The 21,075-nt window shown below is 48.7% G+C and carries 18 protein-coding genes; 3 read left to right on the plus strand and 15 right to left on the minus strand.

From position 1 onward, the window contains the following. The first annotated feature begins 73 nt into the window (after positions 1-73). From GEV47_RS02970 to GEV47_RS02980, 3 genes are all read left to right on the plus strand, one after another. Positions 74-697 carry a TetR/AcrR family transcriptional regulator gene (locus tag GEV47_RS02970; RefSeq protein ID WP_153233203.1) on the plus strand — a complete coding sequence of 208 codons (624 nt, stop codon included), beginning with the start codon at positions 74-76 and terminating at the stop codon, positions 695-697. Between the two features lie 138 nt (positions 698-835). After that, on the plus strand, positions 836-1,867 hold the full coding sequence (locus tag GEV47_RS02975; protein ID WP_153233204.1) for an NADP-dependent oxidoreductase: 1,032 nt from the start codon (positions 836-838) through the stop codon (positions 1,865-1,867). 36 nt (positions 1,868-1,903) lie between these two features. Continuing rightward, on the plus strand, positions 1,904-2,587 hold the full coding sequence (locus GEV47_RS02980) for a type 1 glutamine amidotransferase domain-containing protein (RefSeq protein ID WP_153233205.1): 684 nt from the start codon (positions 1,904-1,906) through the stop codon (positions 2,585-2,587). Positions 2,588-2,793: 206 nt separating this feature from the next. On the opposite strand, the gene upp is transcribed toward GEV47_RS02980, so the two are convergent. The 15 genes from upp to rph form a co-directional block, all read right to left on the minus strand. Continuing rightward, positions 2,794-3,444, minus strand: coding sequence for a uracil phosphoribosyltransferase (gene upp / locus GEV47_RS02985; protein WP_153233206.1), 651 nt, complete (start codon positions 3,442-3,444; stop codon positions 2,794-2,796). Positions 3,445-3,508: 64 nt separating this feature from the next. After that, entirely contained in the window at positions 3,509-3,925 is a 417-nt protein-coding gene (locus GEV47_RS02990) for a MerR family transcriptional regulator (RefSeq protein WP_153233207.1), read from the minus strand. 38 nt (positions 3,926-3,963) lie between these two features. Then, entirely contained in the window at positions 3,964-4,395 is a 432-nt protein-coding gene (locus GEV47_RS02995) for an integration host factor subunit alpha (protein ID WP_153233208.1), read from the minus strand. A gap of 156 nt (positions 4,396-4,551) precedes the next feature. Beyond that, positions 4,552-6,978 carry a phenylalanine--tRNA ligase subunit beta gene (pheT, locus tag GEV47_RS03000; protein ID WP_153233209.1) on the minus strand — a complete coding sequence of 809 codons (2,427 nt, stop codon included), beginning with the start codon at positions 6,976-6,978 and terminating at the stop codon, positions 4,552-4,554. Positions 6,979-7,052: 74 nt separating this feature from the next. Beyond that, positions 7,053-8,069 (minus strand): phenylalanine--tRNA ligase subunit alpha, encoded by a 1,017-nt coding sequence (gene pheS, locus GEV47_RS03005; RefSeq protein WP_153233210.1) that lies wholly within the window; start codon positions 8,067-8,069, stop codon positions 7,053-7,055. A gap of 196 nt (positions 8,070-8,265) precedes the next feature. Further along, entirely contained in the window at positions 8,266-8,625 is a 360-nt protein-coding gene (gene rplT, locus GEV47_RS03010) for a 50S ribosomal protein L20 (protein ID WP_061533855.1), read from the minus strand. 23 nt (positions 8,626-8,648) lie between these two features. After that, positions 8,649-8,846: a 50S ribosomal protein L35 gene (gene rpmI / locus GEV47_RS03015; RefSeq protein WP_153233211.1), complete on the minus strand. Its 198-nt coding sequence runs from the start codon at positions 8,844-8,846 to the stop codon at positions 8,649-8,651. Between the two features lie 202 nt (positions 8,847-9,048). Beyond that, complete coding sequence (gene infC, locus GEV47_RS03020; RefSeq protein ID WP_322741557.1) at positions 9,049-9,573, minus strand: translation initiation factor IF-3; 525 nt, start codon at positions 9,571-9,573, stop codon at positions 9,049-9,051. A 70-nt stretch (positions 9,574-9,643) separates the two neighbouring features. After that, a complete protein-coding gene (gene thrS, locus GEV47_RS03025) occupies positions 9,644-11,551 on the minus strand; it encodes a threonine--tRNA ligase (protein WP_153233213.1) in 1,908 nt (635 codons plus the stop codon). Between the two features lie 656 nt (positions 11,552-12,207). Continuing rightward, a complete protein-coding gene (locus tag GEV47_RS03030) occupies positions 12,208-13,701 on the minus strand; it encodes an efflux transporter outer membrane subunit (RefSeq protein WP_153233214.1) in 1,494 nt (497 codons plus the stop codon). Between the two features lie 14 nt (positions 13,702-13,715). Continuing rightward, positions 13,716-16,811, minus strand: coding sequence for an efflux RND transporter permease subunit (locus GEV47_RS03035; RefSeq protein WP_153233215.1), 3,096 nt, complete (start codon positions 16,809-16,811; stop codon positions 13,716-13,718). Beyond that, on the minus strand, positions 16,804-17,967 hold the full coding sequence (locus GEV47_RS03040) for an efflux RND transporter periplasmic adaptor subunit (protein WP_153233216.1): 1,164 nt from the start codon (positions 17,965-17,967) through the stop codon (positions 16,804-16,806). Before GEV47_RS03040 ends, GEV47_RS03035 begins: the two co-directional genes overlap by 8 nt. Positions 17,968-18,312: 345 nt before the next feature. Then, positions 18,313-19,590, minus strand: coding sequence for a radical SAM family heme chaperone HemW (gene hemW, locus GEV47_RS03045; protein ID WP_153233217.1), 1,278 nt, complete (start codon positions 19,588-19,590; stop codon positions 18,313-18,315). Then, entirely contained in the window at positions 19,587-20,168 is a 582-nt protein-coding gene (gene rdgB / locus GEV47_RS03050) for an RdgB/HAM1 family non-canonical purine NTP pyrophosphatase (protein ID WP_153233218.1), read from the minus strand. The genes hemW and rdgB overlap by 4 nt, the downstream gene beginning before the upstream one ends. A gap of 131 nt (positions 20,169-20,299) precedes the next feature. Beyond that, on the minus strand, positions 20,300-21,031 hold the full coding sequence (rph, locus tag GEV47_RS03055; RefSeq protein ID WP_153233765.1) for a ribonuclease PH: 732 nt from the start codon (positions 21,029-21,031) through the stop codon (positions 20,300-20,302). Between the last annotated feature and the right edge of the window lie 44 nt (positions 21,032-21,075).

Here is a 21,075-nt window from a genome sequence, read left to right on the forward strand (position 1 = left end):
AGCTTTATATTTCATAGGAGATCATTTTAAAAATCACTAGACGACTGGTCTAATTTAAAATAATATACTTGTCATGCGACCAGACTACGATACAACTAAGCGTCATATCCTTGATGCAGGCCAACAGATCATTGCCGTCAAAGGCTTTGCCGGTGTTGGTTTGAGCGAAATTCTCACTGCCGCGGATATTCCCAAAGGGTCGTTTTATCATTACTTTGGCTCTAAAGAACAATACGGCTGCGCCCTAATACAGCAATATTTTGACGATTATTTTTTGGCCTTAGAAACGCTCTTTCGACCAAATTCAGATCACGCATCGTCAAATCCCCCCCACACTGCACGCGAACGTCTGATGAAGTATTGGCGCGGCTGGCAAGCCATGCAAGTAAGTTGCAGCGCCAAAGAAAAATGTCTGGTTGTCAAGTTAAGTGCAGAGGTTGCCGACTTATCCGATGATATGCGCCAGATATTGCGCGATGGTACGCAAGAAATAATGACACAATTAGCGGAAGTAATTACTGAAGGCATTAATGACGGATCTCTGTCGGCGCATCTTGATCCTGATAAGACGGCACAAATGCTCTATCAAATGTGGTTAGGCGCTAGTTTGCTGGCGAAATTGCAACGAAATAGCATTGCAATGGAAAATGCAATGTTGTGTACCACTGAAATTCTAAAACCTCCTTCAAATTCATAATTAAGCAGTACCCGCAATCAACGTAATGCAAGTAACTTAATTAAGTAGCAAGTATCACGTGACTTTCTTTTAAACTCAAATTAGACGACCGGTCTAATTTAATAGTTCGTTACCTTATTTAACCAAAAGGAATTAGCCATGACACAAAACAACACTATCAATCGTCGCGTTGTTCTCGCCTCCCGCCCTCACGGCACGCCAACCTTAAGTAATTTTCGCTTAGAAGAAACGGCCATCCCTACTCCAGCCACTGGCCAAGTTTTGTTGCGCGTTACGTATCTTTCCTTAGATCCCTACATGCGCGGCCGTATGAGCGATGGCCCGTCATATGTTGCACCAGTTGCGATCGACGAGGTAATGGGCGCAGGAACCGTCGCACGCGTCGAAGCGTCGCAGCATCCTGACTTTAAAGCTGGCGACCTCGTGCTAAGCCAAAGTGGCTGGCAAGACTATGCACTCTCCGATGGCACAGGCCTGACCAAGCTAGATCCAAACATGGAAAAGCCATCTTACGCTCTAGGCGTACTTGGCATGCCAGGTTTCACGGCGTACGTTGGTTTGCTTGACATTGGCCAACCAAAAGCGGGAGAAACAGTCGTGGTCGCTGCAGCAACTGGCGCGGTCGGTTCGGTCGTCGGGCAAATTGCCAAACTAAAGGGCTGCCGCGTAGTCGGCATTGCCGGTGGCGCGGACAAATGCCGTTATGCGGTTGAAGAGCTTGGTTTTGATGCCTGTATAGACCATCGCAGCGCTGACTTTCCGCAACAATTAGCGAAGGCCTGCGCCAAGGGAATCGATGTTTATTTTGAAAATGTTGGTGGCCCGGTATTCGCAGCAGTGCTGCCTTTATTGAATGTCGCTGCGCGCGTAACCGTGTGTGGATTAATCGCACAATACAATGCTACAGACGTGGGCGATGGCCCCGATCAATTGCCATTGTTGATGCGTGCCATACTGACCAAACGTATCAAAATGCAGGGCCTGATTATTTTTGATCACTATGCAACACGCCAGAGTGCATTTTTAAGCGATATGAGCACGTGGCTCAAAGAAGGAAAAATCAAGTTTCGTGAAGATATTGTCACTGGCTTGGAAAATGCACCGCAAGCTTTCCTTGGCCTGCTGGAAGGCAAAAATTTCGGCAAGGTTATTGTTAATGTCGCAGGCTAATTGGCACTCCCAACCATTTTGAAACAGGAAAACCTCATGAAAATACTAATGGTATTAACCTCACACGACCAACTCGGCAATACCGGTAAAAAAACCGGTTTCTGGCTAGAGGAATTCGCGGCACCCTACTACGCATTTTTGGATGCTGGCAGTACTATTACGCTGGCCTCACCAAAGGGTGGCCAGCCTCCGCTTGATCCTAAGAGTGATGAACCTGATGCGCAGACAGAAGCAACTGAACGCTTCCGTAAAGATGACGCCGCCAAAACAGCATTGGCAACAACCATCAAGTTATCAACGGTAAAAGCGGATGCATACGATGCCGTGTTTTACCCTGGCGGTCATGGTCCGCTATGGGATTTGGCCGAAGACAAAGATTCAAAAGCGTTAATTGAAACCATGTACGCCGCTGGCAAACCAGTATCGGCTGTATGCCACGCACCTGGTGTATTACGTCATGTCCAAGCTAGCGACGGTACTCCACTAGTAAAGGGAAAGCATGTCACTGGTTTTTCTGACAGTGAAGAAGCGGCTGTCGGATTGACTGATGTCGTGCCATTTTTAGTTGAAGCTGAATTTAAAAAACTCGGTGGAATATATAGCAAAGGCCCCGACTGGAGCAGCTATGTACAGGTTGATGGTAATTTGGTGACAGGACAAAATCCTGGCTCATCGGTGGCTGTCGCACAGGAAGTCTTGAAGTTATTGAAATCTGCTTAATTAACTAAGGCCAAATAATTATTTCAAAAATACCCTCGTCATCCTCGCGAACGCGGGAATCCATCTTACGTAACTTGGATCCCCGCGTTCGCGAGGATGACGGCGATAATTTTTAAATCGATTATTTGCTATTACTTAAGATATGCTGATACAGCAAAAAATAAGGGCATGGATATACCGTGCCCTTGTTTTTTTCCCCACCATTTTTACTTGGTGCCGAATATTCGGTCCCCTGCATCACCCAAGCCCGGAACGATGTACGCATGTTCGTCCAGACGATTATCCAAGCCAGCGACATATAACTTAACGTGCGGATGCGCATCTTGAAAAACCTTGACGCCTTCCGGTGCAGCCACCAACGCCAGAAAAATAATTTGTGCATCAGTCACGCCGCGCTGCTTCAACACATTAACCGCATATACCGCCGAATTGCCGGTTGCCACCATAGGATCACAGAGTATAAATGTACGCTCGGCCAGATCGGGCAGGCGCACCAAATACTCTACAGGCTCCAATGTCTCTGGATCCCGATAAACACCAATATGGCCAACACGCGCCGAGGGAATCAAATCAAGCAAGCCGTCACTCATACCAATCCCGGCACGTAAAACCGGCACGATCGCTAACTTACGACCGGCAATGATAGGTGCGTCCATACTTTGTATAGGCGTCTCTATGCGCTGAGTGGTAAGGGGTAAATCACGTGTAATTTCATATCCCATCAATTGCGTAATTTCACGCAGCAACTGACGGAAAGTGCGCGTCGAGGTATCTTTCATGCGCATATGCGTCAGCTTATGCTGAATCAATGGATGATCAAGAATGAAGAGATTGGGGAAACGTGGATCATGTAGCATGGCGGGCAATCTGAGGAAGCAAGGATGACTGAGACGATGTCATCCTTGGTAGTGTTATTTTAATTTACGGACGCACCTCAGGCACTGACGGCACCGTTAGCAATTCCAAAATTTGTTCGAGTTCGTGATGAACTTCGATCAGATTTATTTTATTTTGCGCCGCTTCTTGCGAAGCCGCGATTGAATCTTTTTCTGCTTGACCTAAACGGTCGTCAAGTTTGTTGCGCGCACCGCTAATGGTAAAACCTTGTTCGTACAACAGCTCCCGAATATGGCGTATCAGTAGCACTTCATGATGCTGATAATAACGGCGATTGCCGCGGCGCTTTACAGGTTTCAGTTGCGTAAATTCTTGTTCCCAATAGCGCAGCACATGCGGTTTGACGCCACACAAATCGCTCACTTCACCAATGGTGAAATAGCGTTTAGTCGGAATCGGCGGTAAAACGATAAGTTCAGACTTACTAATTCGATCGGTCATGGATTAGTGGAATAAATTAACCAACATTAAAGATTAGTTTAAAGGGTAGATGAAAACGTCTGCGTTGCTGGAGTAACGCCAACTGCAGCCTCATCCACCATGCCTTTTAATTTTTGGCTGGCATGAAAAGTAACGACCCGTCGTGCGGTAATCGGTATTTCTTCGCCCGTTTTAGGATTACGACCAGGGCGCTGCGGTTTATCGCGTAACTGAAAATTACCAAAACCAGACAATTTGACCGCTTCGCCACGTTCCAAGGTTTTACGGATTTCATCGAAAAAAGTTTCGACCATGTCCTTGGCTTCACGTTTGTTCAGACCAACTTGTTCGAACAAAAGTTCTGCCAATTCTGCCTTAGTTAAGGTTGGTAGATCTTTTTCGGCCTGTGAGCGGGCTTGAGCTTCCCGCATTGCCCGATTCAGATCGGCATCCAATATGGACTCAAATTCGACTGCTGGCATATCGTTCATTCAGTTATTCTCACCCTGTCGTTTTTGATCTTCTGTGCGCTCTCTGCCTCAACACTTTCAGTCTCAGCATTAAGCACACATTGCCAATGTTATTTTTATACGAAAACCATGGTTTTTCAACATGGCTTTCACTTCAGTATCATTTTAATTACGATATCAAGTGCGTAATTTTGCACCATCAAGCTTGCTGATGGCTGTGATCAAAACATTCATCGCAGCGTCAACAGCATCGTCTTGCAGGGTGTTTTCAGTATCTTGCAAGGTAAACCGGAAAGCAAGACTTTTTTCGTCATTTTCCAACCCTTTCCCATGATATTCATCAAATAAAACAAAGGCTTGCAAGATTTTGCATGCTGCATTGTTTTTTTGCTCACGAGCGAAAATATCTAGTAAATCCTGCGCAGGAATTGCTTGTTTGACTACCACGGCCAAGTCACGAACCACAGCCGGGAACTTGGAAATCTCGCGATAGCTTGGCACTACGCGTTGCTGCAAAGCGCTGGCATCAACTTCGAACAATACTGGCGCTAATGGCAACTCATATTTTTGCTGCAGACGCGGGTGCAATTCACCGATGAAGCCCACAACCTTATCGCCACACTGCACTTGCGCTGAGCGGCCTGGATGCAAGGCTGGATGATCGATTTTAGTAAAATGCAAAACCGTCGGCGCGAATAACGCTTCCAAATCTGCTTTAACGTCAAAGAAGTCAATCGCACGTGTAGCCTGGCCCCACTGCTCCTCCACTTGCGCACCATATGCCAGTGCAGCAACGCGTTTAGGCTGATCAAAACCGGCAACCGATAGAGGGCCATCCTGTGTTTCTTTGCTGCGTAAAAATATCGTGCCGGTTTCAAAAACCCGTACACGGCTAACTTTGCGATTCAGATTGTATTTAACATTGGCAACCAGATTGGCAATCAGCGTCGAACGCATCACACTTAGCTGACTTGCAATCGGGTTAAGCAATTTGATCGGTTGCAAGTTAGCCGCAAAATCAGCCTCCCATGCTTCCTCAACAAAACTGAAATTAATCACTTCCTGGTAATCCAATGCCGCCAATTTATGGCTGATCGCAAACAGCGAGCGCGTATTTTCCGGATCGGCCAACATCGCACTTGCGGCCACTGGCGGCAACGCAGGAATATTTTCAAAGCCGTAAACGCGGACGATTTCCTCGATCAAATCTTCTTCGATTTCGATATCGAAACGATATGACGGCGGCGTCACAGAAAACACTCCGGGCTCTTGCGTGAAGCTCAATCCCAGGCGCGTGAAAATATCTGCAATCAATGCATCGGTTAATGGCACGCCTATCACTTTGACTGCGCGAGCAGTCCGCACACTAACTGGCGCACGCTTCGGCAAATTAGGACTTTGATCATCGATAGGGCCAACTTGCGTCTGGGCTGTGCCGCAAATATCGATCAACAGAGCGGTAATACGCTCGATATGTTCCACCGTCGTCGCGAAATCAACGCCGCGCTCAAAGCGATGCGCTGCGTCGGTTGAGAAATTGAAACGGCGCGCCCGCCCTTGTATCGCTTGCGGAAACCAGAAAGCGGCTTCCAGATAGATATTTTGGGTTTCCAGCGAAACGGCAGTCGCGTCACCACCCATGATACCGGCCAACGATTCGAGTTCTTTGTCATCAGCAATCACGCCTATCCAGTCATCGACCTTGACCGTATTACCATTCAACAGCTTCAACTCTTCGCCGGCTTTACCCCAGCGTATATCCAAACCGCCATGGATTTTATCCAGATCGAACACGTGTGAAGGTCGCCCTAATTCCAGCATCACATAATTCGAAATATCAACCAATGCCGACACCGAACGCTGACCGCTGCGCTCCAAACGCTGCTTCATCCAATGTGGCGTCTCAGCCTTTGCGTTTAGACCACGAATGACACGTCCAGAAAAACGGCCGCATAAATCAGGGGCTGAAATTTTGACCGGCAACACTTCCGTCGTCGTCACGTCAACTTTTTTGAAAGTCGGCTGTTTTAACTCGATACCAGTCAACGCAGAAACTTCACGTGCAACACCAAGCACTGATAAGCAATCGGCCTTATTCGGCGTTAACTTGATCGTGAACTTCAAATCATTGAGTTCGTAATAATCGCGGAAATTCTGACCGACCGGCGCATCGTCAGGCAGTTCTAACAAACCGCCGTGGTCTTCAGATAGTTTTAACTCACGCGCTGAACACAACATCCCTTGCGACTCAACGCCACGCAATTGACCTAGCTTGATTTCAAACGGTTTGCCATCGGCACCCGGCGGCAACACCGCGCCCACCATCGCACAAGGGACTTTAAGGCCCGGGCGCACGTTAGGTGCACCGCAGACTATGGTCAAAGTAGTACCAGTGCCAACATCGACCTGGCACACATTCAATCGATCAGCGTTCGGATGTTTCGCTGTCTCCAGTACATGACCCACCACGATATGCGTAAACGGTGGTGCGACTGGTTCAACCTCTTCTACTTCAAGACCCGACATGGTCAGTAAATGGGATAGTTCGGCCGAAGTCATCTTCGGATCGACCATGGTACGCAGCCAGCTTTCAGAGAATTGCATAGGAAACCTTCAAAAACTTTTAGTGATGTAGTCTAAGTCCTTCTCCTGTAGGCAGGAAAAGGAACAATGCAGTATTAATTAAATTGCTTGAGGAAGCGTAGATCGCCTTCGTAAAACAAGCGCAAATCGTTAATACCATAACGCAGCATCGTCAGACGTTCCAAACCGGAACCAAAAGCGAAGCCGATGAACTGTTCAGGATCCAAGCCCATATTACGCACCACGTTAGGGTGCACCTGACCAGCACCGGACACTTCCAGCCAGCGTCCTTTTAGCGGACCGCTGCCAAAAGCGATATCGATCTCAGCTGACGGCTCAGTAAATGGGAAATAAGATGGGCGGAAACGCACTTGCAAATCGTCTGTCTCAAAGAAAGCTTTGACGAAGTTCAGGTACACGCCTTTCAGATCGGCAAAACTGATATCTTCGCCAATCCACAAACCTTCAACCTGATGAAACATCGGCGAATGCGTAGCATCGCTATCGACGCGATAAGTACGACCTGGCGCGATGACCTTGATCGGTGGCTTGTTCATGCGGGCATAACGTACTTGCATCGGGCTGGTATGCGTACGCAGCAATAGCTGCTTGCCGTCAGAGTCTTTGCCATCAATGTAAAAAGTGTCTTGCATTGACCGTGCAGGATGATTTTCCGGACTGTTCAATGCCGTAAAGTTGGTCCAGTCATTTTCAATTTCCGGGCCGTCTGCCACATCAAAACCGATGGAGCGGAAAATCTCCTCAACGCGTTGCCAGGTGCGCATCACGGGGTGAATACCGCCAACACCGCGTCCACGGCCGGGCAACGTGACGTCGATCGCTTCAGCATTTAAGCGCTCTTCCATTTGCGCGTTAGCCAAAGCATCACGGCGTGCCGTCAGTGCGTTCTCAATCTGTTGTTTGGCAACGTTGATGACCGCGCCTTGCGTTTTACGCTGTTCCGGATCTAACTTGCCGAGCGCTTTCATTTGCTCGGTGATTTGACCGGTTTTGCCTAGATATTTGGCTTTTGCATTTTCCAGTGCTGCTGCATCCGGCGCCTCTGCAAAATCGGTTTGTGCTTGAATTACTAATTGTTCTAAGGAGTTCATACAGTGTCTTCTGCCTCTCGGAAACTGATTCGATTTTCAAAGCACATTTATATTAATAAATAACCGCGCTTTAGAAATAGAACAAGGGAATAAAAATTGCTCTTGAAAACACAAGCGGGGCAAAGGTGTTGACCTCAGCCCCGCTAGAGATTGCCAGCATAATTCACACCGGCAAAACTACATAATTAAATAATAATTACGCAGCGATTTTGGCTTTGACTTGATTGACAATCGCAGCAAACGCTGGCTTGTCCATCACTGCCATATCGGCCAGAACTTTACGATCCAGTTCGATTGAAGCGCGCTTCAAACCGTTCATGAATACGCTGTATGTAACGCCATGCTCACGTGAAGCGGCGTTGATACGGGCGATCCACAATGCACGGAATACGCGTTTCTTGTTACGACGATCACGGTAAGCGTATTGACCAGCGCGCATAACTGCTTGCTTGGCAACACGATAAACCTTACTGCGGCGGCCGCGGTAACCCTTAGCAAGGGCAAGAACTTTTTTATGACGGGCACGAGCTGTAACCCCACGTTTTACTCTAGGCATAATAACTCCTTAATAGTGTGAGGTTAAGCGGTTGGCATCATGCGGGTAACGGAAGCCATGTTTGTATCATGGACACCGACGGAACCGCGCAACTGACGTTTGTTCTTGGTAGTTTTCTTAGTCAAGATGTGACGTTTGAACGCTTGACCGCGTTTAACAGTACCACCCGGACGGACACGAAAGCGCTTTTTAGCACTGCTTTTCGTTTTCATTTTTGGCATAACATTCACTGTCTTTTATGACAGTCCTCTTTTAACATGATTGCAGGTGGCAACAATTCGCTGCACTTGGATGCCTGCTCTCACTTGTTTAAACCCAATGACTTTGTTCCGTCATCAGATTTCGCAACAGAACGGTATATGCATACCGAACTGACGCTTTTTGGATAACTTGATTGAATTCTCTTTCAAGCCATCACAAAATTTATTTCTTCTTCTTAGGACCTAGCATCATCACCATCTGACGACCTTCCATTTTTGGCCACTGCTCAACTTGGCCAAATGGTTCCAGATCAGCTTTCAGACGTTCTAGCATACGCATACCAATTTCTTGGTGAGCCATTTCACGACCGCGGAAGCGTAGTGTGATTTTGGTTTTGTCGCCATCTTCCAGAAACTTAGTCAAATTACGCAATTTGATGTTGTAATCGCCATCATCAGTGCCGGGACGGAATTTAACTTCCTTCACCACAACCACTTTTTGCTTCAGTTTGACTTCGTGCGCTTTCTTCTGCTCTTGGTATTTAAACTTACCATAATCCATCAGACGCGCTACCGGAGGCACCGCATTTGGCGCGATCTCCACCAGATCAACGTTCGCTTCTTCTGCTAAACGCAGGGCTTCTGCCGAAGAGACGATACCGAGTGGTTCGTTATCTACTCCGCTTAAACGCAATTCTGGCGCAGTAACTTCACCATTGATGCGATGTTGTGATTTGTCCGTAGCTATTGCAATTTCCTTTAAAAATCAAATGAATAAGCCGTGCTCCCACGCTGCGAGCCCCGTTAGGAGAACTCGCTTAGGCTTTGGTTTCAATCTCAGTTTTGAGACGCTCAACCAGTACATCAATCGGCATGACACCCAGATCGACGTTGCCTCGCGCACGCACGGCCACTGTATTTGCATCACGCTCTTTATCACCTACGACAAGGATATAAGGCGGTTTCTGCAAAGAATGCTGGCGTATTTTATAGGTAATCTTCTCATTACGCAAATCAGACTCTACTCTAAACCCTTGTTTTTTCAGTGTTTGTACAACATTTTGCACATATTCGGCTTGCGATTCGGAAATATTCAAAACGACAACTTGCACTGGCGCCAGCCACAATGGCATCGCACCAGCATGATTTTCTATCAACATACCGATAAAGCGCTCCAATGAACCCACAATCGCGCGATGCAACATCACCGGCACTTTGCGGCCATTGTCTTCAGTGACATATTCCGCACCTAAACGCCCTGGCATCGAGAAATCAACCTGCATCGTGCCGCATTGCCAAGAACGCCCAATCGAATCCTTCAGGTGGTATTCAATTTTCGGGCCGTAAAATGCGCCCTCACCTGGCAACTCTTCCCATTCAGTACCTGAAGCACGAATCGCTTCGCGCAGTGCATTTTCGGCCTTATCCCAGACCGCATCTTCACCAACCCGTTTTTCAGGACGCAAAGCCAGTTTGACGGCGATATCAGTAAAACCGAATTTAGAGTACACATCGCGCACGACTTTATCGAAAGCCGCGACCTCATCTTGCACTTGTTCTTCTGTGCAGAAAATATGACCATCATCCTGCGTAAAGCCACGCACCCGCATCATGCCGTGCAAGGCGCCTGAAGGCTCATTACGATGACATTGGCCGAATTCGCCGAAGCGCAGCGGCAAATCACGATAACTATGCAAATTTGCATTGAAAATTTGTACATGACCCGGGCAATTCATCGGCTTCAACGCATAACTGCGATTTTCCGAATCGGTAGTGAACATATTGTCACGATAATTTTCCCAATGACCGGTCTTTTCCCACAAAGTACGATCGAGAATCTGCGGCGCTTTCACTTCCTGATAACCACTATCCTGATACACACGACGCATGTACTGCTCAACTTGCTGCCATATAGTCCAGCCTTTTGGATGCCAGAAAATCATGCCAGGCGCTTCATCCTGAAAGTGGAATAAATCCAGCGCGCGACCTAGCTTGCGATGATCGCGTTTTTCCGCCTCTTCCAGCATGTGCAGATAGGCCTCTTGCTCTTCCTTTTTAGCCCATGCAGTGCCGTATACGCGTTGCAACATTTCATTTTTAGCATCGCCGCGCCAATACGCACCTGCCAACTTCATCAGCTTGAATACTTTCAACTTGCCAGTTGATGGAACGTGTGGTCCGCGGCACAAATCAGTAAAAGCACCCTCTGTGTACAAAGAAACATCTTGATCAGCGGGAATCGATTCAATAATCTCTGCTTTATACGCTTCACCGATAGATTTGAAATACGCGACCGCCTCATCGCGCGGCAAAACTTTACGTGTTACCGGTTCATCTTTTTTCGCCAATTCGCCCATCTTCTTTTCAATCGCCACCAAGTCTTCTGGTGTGAACGGGCGTTTGTACGCAAAGTCGTAGTAGAAGCCATTTTCAATCACTGGCCCGATAGTTACTTGCGCATCAGGAAACAATTCTTTCACTGCATACGCCAACAAATGCGCAGTCGAATGGCGAATGACATCCAATCCCTCTGGATCTTTGTCAGTAATGATGGCCAGCTTAATATCGTGATCGATCAAATATGAAGTATCGACCACCACACCGTCGACCTTACCTGCCAAAGCTGCTTTTGCCAGGCCTGCGCCAATAGAGGCTGCGACTTGCGCAACGGTCACTGGTGCTTCAAATTGACGCTGCGAACCATCAGGAAGTTGAACTGAAATCATTTTTTAACTCCACGTAGCCACTAATTAATGGCTAGCTATAAATTGAAATGCAAAATTGGGAAGCGTTACAAAAACGCAGACGAAAAAAAACGCGGGCTAGCCGCGCGTATTTTTCAAACTAATAAGATGAAAAAGACCTCGACTAGTGTCGCGCACAGATTGTGGTGGTAGTTCGCGGTGTCATAACCAGGATGCCTTTCTCGCTCTTACAGATGATAGTTAACATTACTATAAACCTCTGTTGATGATACCAGAATTTTATAAGATGAACAGAAGTCGCCAGCAAAAATTTAAGAGAACTAGCCGCAATTCCGTCGGCCACTTTTCGAAGCAATTATAAATTCCTGTAGCGCACATTTGCCACATTTCTCATTTAGCAACATTGAAATAGATAGAATTGTGCTGACGCCCAGTGATGCTCGGCGATATGATCATCGCCTGAATGGCAAGTAGACTGTCAGCACTATCGCAAAAGCCGAATGCTCCCGAGACCTCCGACGGCGAGTAATATTAAATACAACCAATTAGAAAAAATGGCCGTCATCCTCGCGAACGCGGGGATCCAAATTGCGTAGCGTGGATTCCCGCATTCGCGGGAATGACGGGGGTGTTTTCAAAATGATCGTTTGATCTTACTTAATTTGACTCCTATATTTTCATGGAGCTGCGGTAGCGACATGGTCAGGGCGATCAACACTCTGATTCCACCAACCACCACCTAATGCTTGAAACAACGCCACCGTATCGGCATACCGCGCCGCTTGTGCTTGCGCCAGATTAATCACTGTTTGCTGGTAAGTTTGTTGAGCCTGCAACAAAGTCTGCGGTGTGGTCGCACCCAGCTCTACAGAACGCTGTGCAATCGTCAAACTTTTCGCTGCAGCACGCTCTGCAACAGCCTGCGTTTGCAATGCGTCCGCATCGTATTGCAACGCACGCAAGCTATCGGCTACATTTTGAAACGCCTGAATTACCGTACTGCGATACTGTGCATCCGCCTGCTCTAACAATGCGACTGCCGCGCGTTTTTTATGCAATAACTCACCGCCAGCAAATAGCGGTTGTGTCAAACCACCTGCTACACTCCACAACCCCGTACCGGAAGTAAATAAGCTTCCCAATGTTGCAGCGGCGCTGCCGATGTTGGCACTCAAGGTTAGTTGCGGCAACATATTCGCCGTTGCTACACCGACTGCTGCACTGGCAGCATGCAATTGCTCCTCGGCAGCACGAATATCAGGTCGCTGACGCACCAGATTTGATGGCAAGCTTACTGGCAACTGTTGCGGCAAATGCAATTGCGACAGCTCAAATTTCTCATCTAGCTCATCGCTGGGGAAACGCCCGGCCAAGGCCGTCAATAAATCGCGTTGCTGCGCCAGCGATTTTTGTAACGGTGGCAAAGTCGCCTTCGTTTGCGCCAACGCAGCCTCCTGTGCCAGCACATCGGCTTGCGCCACATCACCAAGCTTATATTGACGTTGCAATATAACTAGCAATTTTTCCTGCGATGTAATGATTTTCCGCGTCGCTGAAATTTGCGCACGTAGCGCCGCTTCCTGCACCGCTGCCGCCGCCACGTTTGAAGTGAGCGTCAGATAAGCGGCCTCCAATTCCATCCGTTGCTGCGCGGCTTGCGCTTCCAACCCTTCAACCTGGCGACGATTCGCACCAAAGGCATCAAAGGTATACGCCACACTGACCTGCGCAGTCTGCAGATTGAATAGTGGCGGCGTTCCTGCTGCAACAGCGGTCGTCACTCTCTGACGACTTGGTGTCAGGCTGGCATTCACACTAGGATAGAACGCGCCATTTTGCACGGCAACCTGCTCTTGTGCAGCACGCAAAGCGGCTTTTGCTGCTTCCAGAGTAGGACTGTTTTTAATCGCTTGTTCTATTACCGCATTCAATGGCGCAGATTCAAATAAAGTCCACCACTGTGCCGGAATATCTTTGCCTTCAACAAACTGCTGCGCCTCTCCGGCTTGCGTATCGGCTGCAGCAGTTTTAGTCACCAACGGTTCCTTGGTATAGCCCTGCACTGCTGGCGCATCCGGTTGTTTAAAATCGGGGCCGACGGCACAACCTGACAATGCGGACAATGCCAACACGACAGCAGCAACGAGTGGACGATGTTTTATTTTGTTCATTTTTCTATCCTCTCTTAACGACCATCAACGGCTGCACTGGTGCCGCGACGGCTTTCTACCCATCGTTCTAGCGTGTAATAAAACGCCGGCAAAATAAATAAAGTCAGCAAAGTCGCCACCACCAAACCACCTACCACCACTGTCGCCAAGCCGCGTTGCACATCAGTACCAACGCCGGTGGCCATCGCTGCTGGCAGCATGCCTAGGGAAGCGACGGTAGCGGTCATTAACACCGGACGGAAACGTTCAAATGCGCCGGCCAGCACGGCTTCCCTCAACGGCGTTCCTTGAGTACGCACACGATTAATGTTCGACACCATGATGATGCCGTTCTGTACAGCGACACCAAACAAGGCGATGAATCCGACCCCCGTAGCGACGTTGATGGTATTGCCAGTTACATGCAACGCAATTAACCCGCCTAAAGCGGCCAATGGCACCACACCCAAAATCAGCAATGCCTGCCGCAATTTGCCAAAACCGGCATAAAGAATCACCGCCATCAGCGCCAACACCAGACCAAATACCAACTCTAGGCGCGCTTGTGCTCTTTCCTGATTTTCGAATTGTCCCGCCCACTCCAGTCGATATTGATTTTTATCGAAATGCACTTTTTGCTCCACCTGCGCCTTGGCGTCTTTGTAGTACGACAGCAAATCTCTATCCGCATAATCCAAACTGATGGTTAACTGTCTGTGCGTACTTTCGTGCGCAATCGTGCTTTCTCCCGTGGTGGTATGAATATTCGCCACTTGTGATAGCGGGATCTGTGCCCCACCGGATGAGGTCAATAGTAAATTGCCCAATGCCTCGGGACTATTACGAGTATCCTTAGGAAAGCGCACTGTGATGTTATGCACGCGATCTGCTACGTACATCTGCGATATCGGCGCACCACCAATACCGTTCTGAATTAAATTGGCAATATCGGCCACATTAATTCCCAACCGCGCAGCGGCAGCTCTGTCAATATCAATCGCTATCTGCGGCACCGGCGGTTCCTGGAATATGGCGGCATTGGCCGTGCCTTTTACGCCATGCAAAACATCCACAATCTGACCACCGATGCGGCGCAATTCTTTGAAATCATCGCCATAAATACGGATCACCAACGGGCTATGCGCACCCCCGACAGCATCGTTGACACCATCGCTAATCGGTTGACTGATACCTATGGAAAAACCCGGCAATTGTTGCAGGCGTTTATTCAAGCGATGTACAAATTCGTCCTTGGTCTCACCATTCGCCCAAGTGTCATACGGCGTCAATCCAACAGGTACTTCGATATGTGATGGCGTCCATGGATCCGTACCGTCATCGCTACGCCCCATTTGCGTGATGGCATATGACACCTCTGGAAACGCCAATAAAGTGCGACGCAATTCACCTGCCATTTCGCTGCTTTTCTCCAAAGACAAACCCGATGGCATTTGCACTTGCAGCCAAAGCGTTCCTTCATCCATATTCGGCATGAATTCATGCCCAATTGTCGAACCCAAAGCGATCACAGCCGCCAGTGCCACACCGCCAATGCCGAACGAAATAACGGGGTTATTCAACAAAGCTGCTAAGGTTTTTCTATAACCTGCGGTCAGCCATTCCAATGGCTTGTTATGAAAAATCTTACGTGGCTTACGCAATGCCATATAGGCTAAACCCGGTACCAACACCAGACTGGACAACAAGGCACCAATCAAGGCATAACTCACCGTCAGCGCAATCGGCGACAATAACTTTCCTTCAGCCCGTTCGAACGCAAATAGCGGCAAATAGGCGGCAATAATGATCAAGGTTGCAAAGAAAATCGGCCGTATTACTTCAGTGGTCGCATCACGCACATCGACTTCCGTCAACTCTTCGGTCGGCTTGGCTTCACGGCGCCGCAAGATCGCCTCCGTCACCACGATTGCACCGTCCACGATAATCCCGAAGTCAATCGCGCCTAACGAGAATAAATTCGCCGGCATCTTGGTGATATACATCATGATGAACACAGCCACCAAAGCCAACGGTATCGTCACTGCCGCAACCAGGGCACTGCGTGGACTACCGAGAAACAGGATCAATACAATACAAACCAGACCGATACCCTCCATCACCGTGTGACTAACTTTCTGGACAGTCAAATCGATCATGTCGCTGCGATCAATGTAGGGCACTATCTTGACACCCATCGGTGTCAGGCGCTTCTGCAGTTCAGCCACTTTGGCATGCACATCCTTGATCACCTCAGATGCATTTTGATACTTCAATAACTGGACAATACCTTCTATCGTATCGGGATTATTATTCTTGCCCAGAATGCCTTGACGCTCTTGATGACTGTATTGTAGTTTGCCGAGATCACGTACCAATACTGGTACGCCATTGACCTGCTTCACCACCACATTACCCAGATCAGTCAGGCTGCGCATCAAGCCTATACCGCGTACGACATAGCCCTGTTCGCCACGCGAAATCCGACTGCCGCCTGCATTAGCATTATTGTTATTAATCGCCGTCGTCACATCCGCCAGCGCGACACCGTAATGTTGCAATTGTTTGGGGTCGACTTCCAGCTGATATTCCATCGTCATGCCACCGAAATTATTGACACCCGCAATACCAGGTACCTGCTGCAACTCCGGTATCACAATCCAACGCTGAATCTCGGACAACTCCATCAAATTTTTGGTATCTGATTCCAAGGTATAACGATAAATTTCGCCAGCAGGGCCTGTCACCGCATCCAGACTGGGAGTAATTCCAGCAGGCAGCGTTGCTTGCGTCATACGCTCTGTGACACGTTGACGTTCCCAATAGTCTTCAGCGCCATCTTTAAATGTCAGCGTAATCAGCGATAAGCCAAACGTGCTTGATGAGCGCATATGAACTAATCCCGGCGTGCCGCTTAATTGGCGCTCTAATGGAATAGTGATCTGCTGCTCGATTTCTTCAGCAGCCAAACCCGGGGCTTGCGTTGTCACTTGCGCCGTAACATCGGCCAATTCCGGATACGCTTCAACCGCCATCCGAGTCCAGGAGTAATAACCAAACAGTGCCACCAACACCGTCACCAAAATCACTGCATAACGCTTTTGCAGGCAGTAGCGGACAATATTGTTAATCATTTAGCAAAACTCCGCCTGCCACCACAACGCGATCACCGGCATTCACACCGCTTTGAATGCGTATTTGCCCGTTTTCTTCGTGGCCGGTCACCACCGCATGACGCACAAACGTCCACGGCGCAGTTTCGACAAACACGGTCGTGTCATCGTTATTCATCAATAATGCTGAAGTCGGCACTATCGGCTCAGCATTCTGCGTTACCGAAAATGCGGCATTGGCAAACATGTTCGACTTGAATTTTTTGTCCGTGTTGGAAACGCTAATGCGTACCAGAGTGCGGCGTGTATCTGGCTGCAAAATATCACTGATGAAAGCCACCTGACCCTGGAATTTTTGACCTGGATAGGCTGGCAAGCTCATGTCAACCGTTTGCCCTTTGCGTACCGCCGAGATCATGTTCTCTGGCACATTCGCAGTAATCCACACTTTGTCCAGATTGGCGATCGTCATCATGCTTGCGGTCGGATCATTTGCACTTTGCCCCACGCCTATCGATAACGCAGAGATAGTGCCGGATTCCGGTGCCACGATATTGAGCCGCGGTCCGCTGCCGACGGCTACTGCACCGGCAGTACTCAACGATTTCAGCCGGGTATCGGCACGCGTAAACTCGGACTCCGCTTGCACATAGCTACTTTGCGCACCTTCCAAATCTTTAACTGCACCACCGCCAGCATCCTGCACACCACGTTGACGATCCAAGGTTTTTTTTGCCAGTTGCAAAGCATCGCGTGCTTTTTGTACATCCGACGTTGCCTGCGCAAAATCGCCGGAAGCCAACACCAACAGCAATTGCCCTTTTTGTACGTGATCGCCCAAACCCACTTTTAGCTCGAGCACTTTACCCGCAACCGGCGGCAAGATATTAATTGTGCGCGCCGGATCTGCTTCAACTTGTGCTGGTATTTCCAGCACGTGCGCGGCATCCGATACCGCCACATCTTGCACCTTGACTCTGGTGCGCAATGGTGAATTGGCCGGAATAACGATCTGATCGCCTTTGCGGATCATCATCTCCACAGGACCGTTGTCCGCTGACGCATGCGCATTTTTACGTGCGCCGCCAAACAGCATCCACGCGACACCAATAATTGCTAAAACAATCACGGCGAATATCAGGAGGTTCTTTTTATGCTGGGAGAAATTATTTTGCATGATGAGACTTTTAAATTCGGAGCTACGTAAAAATGCAAACTTTTGCTTTTTTTGCAAAGTAAGCATCGCGGGTTAACGCCATCCGCCATCGGACAACACAGTGAAATAGAAGGGATAGAGAATGTTCATGCTAATCGGTCATTATGACAACAGCATGGAACAACAGCAGATTAACAATGAATCCTGTCAGCAACCTGATGGAAAGCTGACAAAATGCTGACAACAGGCGCGAAGGGCAAATTAGTTGAAAATTTACAACAGCAATACGGTCAGCATGCATAACCGTATTGCCGTTACTCTTACAATTCGATGGGAACTGGCAGAAAGCCAATAGGAGGGAAGAATCTAGTCTTGCAAAAACATTTGTTGCAGATCGTTGAGGAAACGCTCACCCAAAGCAGTTGGCTTGATAACCTGATGATCGCGATAGAGCAGACCTTTGGCCTCTGCGTCATTTAATGCTTTTTCAATCACATTGATAGACATGCCAGTGCGTTCGGCGAATAAATTCGGCTCGAAGCCAGCATTCAGGCGCAATGCATTGAGCATGAATTCGAAGCCAAGTTCGCCACGAGCGATTTCGGTTTCTTCCTGAATCACATTCCCCAAACGCGTTTGCTCAAGATAGGTTTTCGGCTGCTTATAACGCATTTGCCGAATCACGCGATGCGGGAAAGATAGCTTGGAATGAGCGCCTGCGCCAATACCCAGATAATCACCAAACTGCCAGTAATTCAAATTGTGACGCGCCTGACGGCCAGCTTGCGCATAAGCCGAAACCTCGTAATGCCCATAACCGGCATTTGTGGTGAGTTCTGCGATCATGTCTTGCATTTCAGCGCTGGCATCATCATCGGGGACGACCGGTGGATATTTGGCAAAATACGTATTCGGTTCCAATGTCAGATGGTACAAAGACAAATGCGGCGGTGCGAAGTTAATCGCGGTACTGACGTCTTGCTGCGCTTCTGCCAAGGTCTGCGATGGCAAGGCGTACATCAGATCAAGATTAAAATTATCGAAAGTTTTTTGCGCTATTTCTACCGCACGACGCGCTTCGCCGTCATCGTGAATCCGACCCAATGCTTGCAGATGACGGCCATTAAAACTTTGAATGCCAATCGACAAACGGTTGATGCCGCTCTGCCGATATGATTTGAATTTTTCGACCTCAAAGGTGCCTGGATTGGCTTCCATCGTGATCTCTGCTGCGCCATCCAATGGCAGCAAGGAACGGATATCCGACATCAACTTGTCCAAACCCGCAGCTGACATCAGGCTGGGCGTGCCGCCACCGATAAAAATGGAGTAAATCTTGCGTCCCCAAATCAGCGGCAAGGCACTTTCTAAATCAGCACGTAATGCCGCCAGATATTCTTCCTCGGGGAATCCGATTCCACCCTGCGCCTCATGCGAATTGAAATCGCAATAAGGACATTTTTTAACGCACCACGGGAAGTGTACGTAGAGCGACAACGGCGGCAAAGCACTCAGATGCAACGCGCCCGGCTGCAAATAGGCCAGCGCAGCTTGCGCTGCACCGTCTAATTTACCCTCAGTCTTTATTGCGTTTGGCTTATCGGCTAACTTACCGACGTTACCAATTGGTTTAATAGGAATCATCGTAATTTCTCGACCAACGCACGCAAAGCCTGGCCGCGATGCGATATTGCATTTTTTTCAATGGCGCTTAGTTCCGCTGCTGTTTTCCCCAATGCCGGCAAGAAAAAATGCGCATCATAACCAAAACCACCTTCGCCGCGTGGCTCCGCGATCATCTGGCCGTGCCAGCACCCATCGGCAATCACCGGCTGCGGATCGTCGGCATGACGAACAAAGACCAGAACGCAATAATAGTAAGCCGATTTATCGGTGTGCTGCGCCAGATCAGCGATCAATTTGCGATTATTTGCTGCGTCTGATTTCGGTTCGCCAGCATAACGTGCTGACAATACACCTGGTGCGCCGTGCAAAGCATTCACGCAAACGCCGGAATCATCTGCTAAAGCGGGCTTACCAGTCAGACGCGCGGCATGGCGCGCTTTGGTCAGCGCATTTTCAACAAACGTCAGGTAAGGTTCATCTGCTTCGGGGACGTTAAATTCACCTTGTGGATGGACGTCGAAACCGACGGTGGCCAGTAGCTGCCCGAATTCTTTTAATTTGCCAGCGTTATTCGACGCCAAAATCAGAGTGTTCATAGAGGGAGTGGTCGGGCACGGTTTGGCGTGTCCTGGAAATTATCAACGACTGTTGAGATGAGGTTAATAGATACGATAGATACGAAATACCACGGGCGTGGCCGAGTCTTGCCCGTTACGCCCTTACGGTATTATCTCAAACCCAGAGTTTTTCGTTGTAAGGCAATCAAATCAGTAATCCCCGCTTGCGCCAACTCCAGCAAACTATTCAACGTTGCCCGATCAAATGCTGCACCTTCTGCCGTACCCTGCACTTCAATAAAGTGACCGGCATCGGTCATCACAACATTCATATCGGTATCACAACCGGAATCTTCCAGATAATCCAAATCCAGTACTGGTGAGCCTTGATATACCCCGACCGAAATCGCTGCCACAAAATGCTTGAGCGGCATTGCGCTGATTGCTTTGCTTTCCACCAACGTGGAAAATGCATCATATGCCGCCACCATGGCACCGGTAATCGCGGCAGTACGGGTACCGCCATCAGCTTGAATCACGTCACAATCAAGATGCAGAGTGCGTTCGCCGAAAGCTTCCAGATCAAACGCAGCACGCAAAGAGCGGCCGATTAAACGTTGAATTTCCTGAGTGCGGCCCGATTGTTTGCCGCGTGCAGCTTCTCTGTCCATTCTGGTATTGGTCGAGCGTGGCAGCATGCCATATTCCGCGGTCAGCCAGCCCTGCCCTTTACCCTTCAAGAATCCAGGTACTTTATCTTCCAGGCTAGCTGTGCAAATCACTTTGGTATCACCGAATTCGACCAATACTGAACCTTCAGCGTGCTTGGTATAGTTGCGTGTCAGACGCACTTCGCGCAACGAGTCAGCAGAGCGTCCGCTGGGGCGTGTAATAGATGACATCATTAGTTCCTTGTTTGTTTAATCGTCAGGCCTGCTCAATGAAC

The sequence above is a fragment of the Glaciimonas soli genome, assembly GCF_009497155.1.
Taxonomy (GTDB): domain Bacteria; phylum Pseudomonadota; class Gammaproteobacteria; order Burkholderiales; family Burkholderiaceae_D; genus Glaciimonas; species Glaciimonas soli.

Bases quoted from the DNA above. Each gene is read 5' to 3' on its own strand.
- GEV47_RS02970 (WP_153233203.1), top strand. From the start codon at position 74: ATGCGACCAGACTACGATACAACTAAGCGTCATATCCTTGATGCAGGC.
- GEV47_RS02975 (WP_153233204.1), top strand. From the start codon at position 836: ATGACACAAAACAACACTATCAATCGTCGCGTTGTTCTCGCCTCCCGC.
- GEV47_RS02980 (WP_153233205.1), top strand. From the start codon at position 1,904: ATGAAAATACTAATGGTATTAACCTCACACGACCAACTCGGCAATACC.
- upp (WP_153233206.1), bottom strand. From the start codon at position 3,444: ATGCTACATGATCCACGTTTCCCCAATCTCTTCATTCTTGATCATCCA.
- GEV47_RS02990 (WP_153233207.1), bottom strand. From the start codon at position 3,925: ATGACCGATCGAATTAGTAAGTCTGAACTTATCGTTTTACCGCCGATT.
- GEV47_RS02995 (WP_153233208.1), bottom strand. From the start codon at position 4,395: ATGAACGATATGCCAGCAGTCGAATTTGAGTCCATATTGGATGCCGAT.
- pheT (WP_153233209.1), bottom strand. From the start codon at position 6,978: ATGCAATTCTCTGAAAGCTGGCTGCGTACCATGGTCGATCCGAAGATG.
- pheS (WP_153233210.1), bottom strand. From the start codon at position 8,069: ATGAACTCCTTAGAACAATTAGTAATTCAAGCACAAACCGATTTTGCA.
- rplT (WP_061533855.1), bottom strand. From the start codon at position 8,625: ATGCCTAGAGTAAAACGTGGGGTTACAGCTCGTGCCCGTCATAAAAAA.
- rpmI (WP_153233211.1), bottom strand. From the start codon at position 8,846: ATGCCAAAAATGAAAACGAAAAGCAGTGCTAAAAAGCGCTTTCGTGTC.
- thrS (WP_153233213.1), bottom strand. From the start codon at position 11,551: ATGATTTCAGTTCAACTTCCTGATGGTTCGCAGCGTCAATTTGAAGCA.
- GEV47_RS03030 (WP_153233214.1), bottom strand. From the start codon at position 13,701: ATGAACAAAATAAAACATCGTCCACTCGTTGCTGCTGTCGTGTTGGCA.
- GEV47_RS03035 (WP_153233215.1), bottom strand. From the start codon at position 16,811: ATGATTAACAATATTGTCCGCTACTGCCTGCAAAAGCGTTATGCAGTG.
- GEV47_RS03040 (WP_153233216.1), bottom strand. From the start codon at position 17,967: ATGCAAAATAATTTCTCCCAGCATAAAAAGAACCTCCTGATATTCGCC.
- hemW (WP_153233217.1), bottom strand. From the start codon at position 19,590: ATGATTCCTATTAAACCAATTGGTAACGTCGGTAAGTTAGCCGATAAG.
- rdgB (WP_153233218.1), bottom strand. From the start codon at position 20,168: ATGAACACTCTGATTTTGGCGTCGAATAACGCTGGCAAATTAAAAGAA.
- rph (WP_153233765.1), bottom strand. From the start codon at position 21,031: ATGTCATCTATTACACGCCCCAGCGGACGCTCTGCTGACTCGTTGCGC.